We start from the raw sequence: 6,000 nt of genomic DNA on the forward strand, positions 1-6,000 counted from the left end.
GATGCTTGTGATAACATTGAACTATTGAACTAAGATGGGAAATAATATATTCTCTTAATTTTGTCCATAATTATAGTGTGTAATTGTAAGAGTTTGGCAATTATAGTCTGCTGCTTATAACTCATAGCTTTTCCGGACTTTGGAATGCGGGAAGGTAATAATATTTACTCACTGTAAGGAGGAAAATTATGAAGAGGAGTTTGTTTTATATAGTAGTTATGGGAATTCTATTGCTCTCAGCTTGTGATATACCTATAGAAAAGGATTCCAGTAATGCAATGAATGAATACACAGAAACTGACCTGGCCAAGTCTGTCGATGAAACAGATAATAGCAAAGTGAATGGTGAAAAATCCGGCGAAGTAAAAGGTATTATGAAGGATACATCTACTGAGAATATACAGAGTGATAAAAGGTTGTCACTGGTTTTATACTATCAAAGTGAAAAAGGATTTTTAGTACCTGTAACAAGAAGGGCGACAAAACAGGAGGGGATTGCGAAAGCGGCAGTCTGTGGATTAATTGATAGTTCAATTAATAGGGAGGAATTGGAATATTTTGGACTTTACCCTACATTACCGGCGGGAACTGAAGTAAGAGGCCTTAGCATTAAAGACAGTACAGCTACTATAGATTTTAACTCCCTGATTCTTGATTATGAAAGCAAAGCAGAAGAACGGAATATAATTTCTTCTGTAGTATATACACTAACAGAATTTAAAACCGTTAAGAATGTCAAGATGCTTGTGAACGGTGCATTAAAAGAAAAGTTGAAGTTTGGTTCAGACATTTCAGGAATGCTAAACAGGGAAAATGTTTTAGTAAATACGGAAAAAATACATCTTACAAAGGGAATGGTGAAAAGTGACATATACTTTCTAATGGATTCAGAAGCAATGCTTTCGTATACACTTCCTGTATCCGTTGAGTATCCTGAAACAAGTGACGATGCAAAACCGTCTAAAATAATAGAATTATTGGCTAAGGGACCTGAAAATAAGGAATTGTATTCTGAAATACCAAGAAAAACAAGGCTTCTGGGTAGTCATAGGGAAGGAAAAGTTCTCCAACTTGATTTTGATAAGGAAATAAAATCGTATGGAGGCGGAAACGCAAGAGAAAAAGGTATTTTAAATCAGATTTTGTATTCAATGAAACAAATAGATGATATTGAAAAGGTGAAAATAATTATTGAAGGTAAAGAAGGCAGTTTGCCTGAAGGAACGGAAATTTCACGTGGAATAAGTATTCCTGCTGAAATTAATGATTATCTAAATAGTAAGGCAAACTAGTATATTAAGCGACTAAATTATTGAATTTGAAAGGTAGGATTTGTAAATTGAGAGTTGACGGAAGGGAAAATACAGAACTTAGAAAAGCCAAAATAACCAGGAATTACTTGAAGCATGCGGAAGGGTCAGTGTTAATTGAAATGGGTGATACGAAAGTTATCTGTACTGCTTCTGTTGAAGAAAAAGTACCTCCTTTCAAAAAGGGCAGTGGTGAGGGATGGGTAACAGCAGAATATTCGATGTTGCCCAGGGCTACGCAGGTGAGGAATACAAGGGATATCAGCAAGCTTAAGCTAAATGGCAGAAGTCAGGAGATACAGAGACTGATAGGGAGATCTTTAAGATCTGTTGTTAATTTCAATATCCTCGGAGAGAGAGAAATTATTATAGATTGTGATGTGGTTCAAGCTGATGGAGGTACAAGAACGGCTTCAATAACCGGGGCATTTGTAGCTCTTGCGGATGCATGCAGAACACTGGTTGAAAAGGGTATCATTACAAAAATGCCTCTGACGGATTTTGTTGCTGCTGTAAGTGTGGGCCTGATTGGGCAGGATGAAATGCTTGATTTATGTTACCAGGAGGATTCAAATGCAACAGTTGATATGAATGTGGTAATGACAGGAAGTGGAAGCTTTATCGAATTACAGGCGACAGGTGAACAAGCGCCCTTTAACCGTAAACAGTTTGATAAACTCCTTAGCCTTGCTGAAAGCGGTATAAGAAGTTTACTTGAATTACAGAGAGAAGTGTTGGGGAGCATAACAAATAGTATCGGGGGCTAACGAAAGATGGAAGAATTCATAGTAGCATCAAGAAACAAAGGGAAGCTGAAAGAGATTTCCGAAATACTTGCGGATTTTCCGCTTCGAGTTGTCTCTATGGAAGAGATAGGGATAGATAAGGATATAGAGGAGTACGGAAGTACATTTGAGGAAAATGCGTTGATAAAGGCAAAGGAAATACATAGTATTACCGGAAATATGGTTATGGCTGATGATTCAGGTTTAGAGGTGGATTTTCTTAATGGTGCTCCTGGCATTTATTCTGCGAGATTTGCAGGTGAAGGTGCTACTGATGAAGATAAGAACAATAAATTATTAGAGCTTCTGAAGGAAGTTCCATTTGAAAAGAGGAATGCAAGATTTGTCTGCGTAATTGCTGTTGTTTTTCCTGATGGTGAAAGTTTCACGGTAAGGGGAACCTGCGAGGGTTATATTGCGTTTAAGCCAGAGGGGAAAAACGGATTTGGATACGATCCATTATTCTATGTTCCTGAATATGATATGACAACTGCTCAGTTGGCTCCTGAAGAGAAACATAGAATAAGCCATAGAGGTAAGGCATTGAGGCTAATGGCGGAAAAGTTGAAAGAGTATGGGATTGAAGATAAAGATCTATGGTAAATATGTATTAATGCAAATGGTATTTCGGGGGTTGTAGCAATGAAAATACTTGTACTTAGTGATACACATGGAGATACGGATAAAGCAGAGGAGGCAATAAGGACCGAAAGTGATGTAGATTTGATTATTCATTTAGGCGATTATTTCAGAGATGCACAAAAACTTTCAGGAATATTCCCACAGATACCAATAGAATATATATATGGTAATAGTGATTTCATGATAGGCGATGTTGCTGCTGAAAAAGTACTCGAATATAAGGGTAAAAGAATTTTAATAACACACGGACACAGATATTCTGTAAAATGGGACTATGATAAGCTGCATAGAAAAGCTGAAGAAATGAAAGTGGATATGATTCTGTTCGGACACACCCACATAGCAGATACGGTAAAAAAGGGAAAGTATATTTTAGTGAACCCGGGGAGTATTAGTGATCCTAGGGATGATAACAGTCAATCCTATGCTATAATCAATATTAGTGAGGAAAAAATAGAATCCAATGTAATTTACGTATGATAATTTCTTCAAAATGGATTAATTTGGTGTTGACAAATGGTAGTGTACCTTGTATAATATTAAAAGTCGGCGGTTGAAATACTCATCGCTGTAGGGTTTGCGGGTGTAGTTCAATGGTAGAACATCAGCCTTCCAAGCTGATTGCGTGGGTTCGATTCCCATCACCCGCTCCACAATTTTATATCTGCCCGTAGCTCAGTTGGATAGAGCAACGGACTTCTAATCCGTTGGCCGGACGTTCGAGTCGTCTCGGGCAGGCCATAAAATAAGCGACTTTCACAAATGTGAAACCGCTTATTTTTTTATCTAATACCAATCTAATACCAATCTCAGAAAATTTTTGGTACTAAAATAATGCCCTAACTTTATCGTCCATTTCTTTTTTAGTACTTAACTCTAGATGTTGGTATATTTTTTTGAGCACCAATATATCATGTCCAAGACGTTCTGCAGCATATTGATCTGCGATGTTATTTTTATAGAGAATAGTAGCATGGTAGTGACGTAAGTCATGGAACCGTATATCAGGAAGAGGTGCACTTGCCAAATTGAATTCTATGCACCGTTTATGTCCTGTTAATACAAAATCACTACGCTTAACTTTTCCAGCCTTTAATTGCTTCAAGGCCTTATTATGCCTATCAATAATTTTACCGAACCTTTCACTATAACTATCTGGCCTCAACTGAAAAATGTAATGGCTTATTTTTTCCTGTTGCGTTCTTCTGGCTTCTAATAAATCTATTATTTTTTGAGAAATCGGTATGGTTCGCATACCTCTCTCAGATTTTGGATCATCATCTATATAGCCAAATTCGCTTATTGCTCTAGTCTCATCAATTGTTATCATACAATTATCTTTATCAATATCGCCCCATTTGAGACAAAATATTTCTCCAAGTCTCATTCCGCACCATGCACCCAATAGCAATGGAATTTCATCCCATGTGTTTTTAAAGGCTGCATGAAACAACTCAAACTCTGCTTCTGTTAATACATGAGGAGTATATTTTTTTGCCTTTGGAGGCTCAACGTCCCTACAGGGATTTTTTACTTTTAAAGCATCATATAGTATTGCATTTAGCAAATAAAAATGTTTTCTTACTGTTGTAGGGGACAATCCGTACTTAAGCTTTTTTGAAATATACTCTTTAATATGCATTTCCTGAATTTCTCTTAAATAAAGTCTACCAAAGAATGGCTTAAAATGAGTTTCGATATACATTTTATAGCTAACCTGCGTAGAAGCCTTGATTTTACCTTTTACGCATGGCTTACTATAATCGACAAAATTGATATCTATCCATTTATTGGCCCATGCATCAAATTTCATTTTACCAAGAGAAGAGTATGTCCTGTTTTCAATATCAGTTTCTAACTCTCTTGCTTTTGATTTGCATTCTTTTTCCGAATCACATGTAATATATTCATATATTTTTTTTGGTTTGCCATGCTTATCCAGCTCAGCTGATGTACAAACATAAACCGCTGCTTGAAATGTCCCATTTTTAAGTTTTCTGACATGTGCCATATTACTTAACAACTCCTTTGAAAGCTATTACCTTACCAACAACTTTTATTTCCTTGTAATTTTTCCTGCTTAAAATTATGTCTGAATACATTGGATTTTCTGAATGAAGCCTAATCATACCATCAATCTTATATACTCTTTTAAGAGTAGCCATTTCTCCATCAACAAAAACCACAGCTATGTCTCCATTGTCAACATCCGGTTGTTTATGAATATATACTAAGTCACCGTCATAAATTCTAGCACCATTCATGCTGTCACCCTTTACCTTTAAACCTAAATCACAACTAACATCTGCATATTCATATCCAATAATATTTTCTGTTGCCGATATTGGTTGTCCAGCTTTTAAACACTCATATATTGGTATTTTCTTAAAAGGAGTGTTATCTGAATAATATTTACTATCAGACCTGCCCATTAACCAATCAGTTGTAACTCCGAAATAATCAGCGGCATAATCTATAAATGCAAATCCGGGCTCATGTACTCCTTTTTCATATTTAGATATCATAGATTTATTTGTTTCAATATCATATTTTGCTTTTAAGTTGGCGCATAGCTCATCTTGTGTTAAGTTATTTTCTTTCCTTAAACTAAACAGTCTTTCTGAAAATTTACTCACTTTATTTCCTCCTCAATATCTTATATTTATTATTATATTTAAAATTATCAAAAATGCAACAATATTTTAAAAAAACATTTAATTTGTTGTTGACAACGAAACATGACGAGTGTATATTGAAAATATGGCGAGTTATCAAAAACGAAACCAAAAACAAAGAGGGGGTCTAAATATGCCTAAAAAGAAAAGAGATACAAAACTGTGTCACCATCCTTACGATAAATTCATGGCTTTTTTAAAAGAGAATAGAATTAAGTTGCAAGAAATTGCAGACTTGTTTGGGCACACAGTTCAGACAATAAGCATGAAAAACCACGGTAAATCTGATTATAGCATGTCTGAAGTAGATAAAATCTGTAATCATCTAGGAATCAGCTCAGAAATTTTTCGTGCAAAAAAAGTTTCATAAACGAAACAATTTAGTTCATGAAATAGAAATGTCTATACCTTGATGTTTTTACATATAAGGTGTCATGGGGGAGGTGTATACAATGCCTAATTTAGAAGCAATAAATGATTTGAAAAAGCAGGCAATGAAAGAGATCGAAAATTTATTGAACTGGAACAAATCAAATATAAAAAATAGTCCTGAGCAGTGCCGGTTAAATTTAGAAACAATTGTTACAT

General features: G+C 35.4%; 7 protein-coding genes and 2 tRNA genes. 7 read left to right on the forward strand and 2 right to left on the reverse strand.

Translation table 11 applies throughout. The features are described 5' to 3' along the window. The first annotated feature begins 188 nt into the window (after nt 1-188). From N3I35_04705 to N3I35_04730, 6 genes are all read left to right on the forward strand, one after another. Nucleotides 189-1,292 (forward strand): GerMN domain-containing protein, encoded by a 1,104-nt coding sequence (locus N3I35_04705; GenBank protein MCX8129386.1) that lies wholly within the window; start codon nt 189-191, stop codon nt 1,290-1,292. Nucleotides 1,293-1,339: 47 nt separating this feature from the next. Then, the gene (gene rph / locus N3I35_04710; protein ID MCX8129387.1) at nt 1,340-2,077 is read left to right on the forward strand and encodes a ribonuclease PH; all 738 of its coding nucleotides are present in this window, start codon (nt 1,340-1,342) and stop codon (nt 2,075-2,077) included. A 6-nt stretch (nt 2,078-2,083) separates the two neighbouring features. Continuing rightward, nucleotides 2,084-2,698 (forward strand): XTP/dITP diphosphatase, encoded by a 615-nt coding sequence (locus N3I35_04715; GenBank protein MCX8129388.1) that lies wholly within the window; start codon nt 2,084-2,086, stop codon nt 2,696-2,698. A 39-nt stretch (nt 2,699-2,737) separates the two neighbouring features. Continuing rightward, nucleotides 2,738-3,217: a metallophosphoesterase gene (locus N3I35_04720; protein ID MCX8129389.1), complete on the forward strand. Its 480-nt coding sequence runs from the start codon at nt 2,738-2,740 to the stop codon at nt 3,215-3,217. Between the two features lie 99 nt (nt 3,218-3,316). Then, nucleotides 3,317-3,390 (forward strand) — tRNA-Gly (locus N3I35_04725). Nucleotides 3,391-3,401: 11 nt separating this feature from the next. Beyond that, a tRNA-Arg gene (locus N3I35_04730) sits at nt 3,402-3,478 on the forward strand. Nucleotides 3,479-3,563: 85 nt separating this feature from the next. Here N3I35_04730 and N3I35_04735 read toward each other — a convergent pair. Together N3I35_04735 and N3I35_04740 are read right to left on the reverse strand one after the other, a co-directional pair. Further along, a complete protein-coding gene (locus tag N3I35_04735) occupies nt 3,564-4,748 on the reverse strand; it encodes a site-specific integrase (protein ID MCX8129390.1) in 1,185 nt (394 codons plus the stop codon). 1 nt (nt 4,749) lies between these two features. After that, nucleotides 4,750-5,373: a helix-turn-helix domain-containing protein gene (locus N3I35_04740; protein ID MCX8129391.1), complete on the reverse strand. Its 624-nt coding sequence runs from the start codon at nt 5,371-5,373 to the stop codon at nt 4,750-4,752. Between the two features lie 172 nt (nt 5,374-5,545). Between N3I35_04740 and N3I35_04745 the strand changes: the two genes are divergently transcribed. Then, entirely contained in the window at nt 5,546-5,782 is a 237-nt protein-coding gene (locus tag N3I35_04745) for a helix-turn-helix transcriptional regulator (protein MCX8129392.1), read from the forward strand. Nucleotides 5,783-6,000 lie beyond the last annotated feature (218 nt).

The organism is Clostridia bacterium (genome assembly GCA_026414765.1).
Lineage (GTDB): Bacteria > Bacillota > Clostridia > Acetivibrionales > DSM-27016 > SKW86.

What these genes read in the sequence shown, in the direction of transcription:
- N3I35_04705 (MCX8129386.1), top strand. Translation starts at nt 189, where the DNA reads ATGAAGAGGAGTTTGTTTTATATAGTAGTTATGGGAATTCTATTGCTC.
- N3I35_04715 (MCX8129388.1), top strand. Translation starts at nt 2,084, where the DNA reads ATGGAAGAATTCATAGTAGCATCAAGAAACAAAGGGAAGCTGAAAGAG.
- N3I35_04720 (MCX8129389.1), top strand. Translation starts at nt 2,738, where the DNA reads ATGAAAATACTTGTACTTAGTGATACACATGGAGATACGGATAAAGCA.
- N3I35_04735 (MCX8129390.1), bottom strand. Translation starts at nt 4,748, where the DNA reads ATGGCACATGTCAGAAAACTTAAAAATGGGACATTTCAAGCAGCGGTT.
- N3I35_04745 (MCX8129392.1), top strand. Translation starts at nt 5,546, where the DNA reads ATGCCTAAAAAGAAAAGAGATACAAAACTGTGTCACCATCCTTACGAT.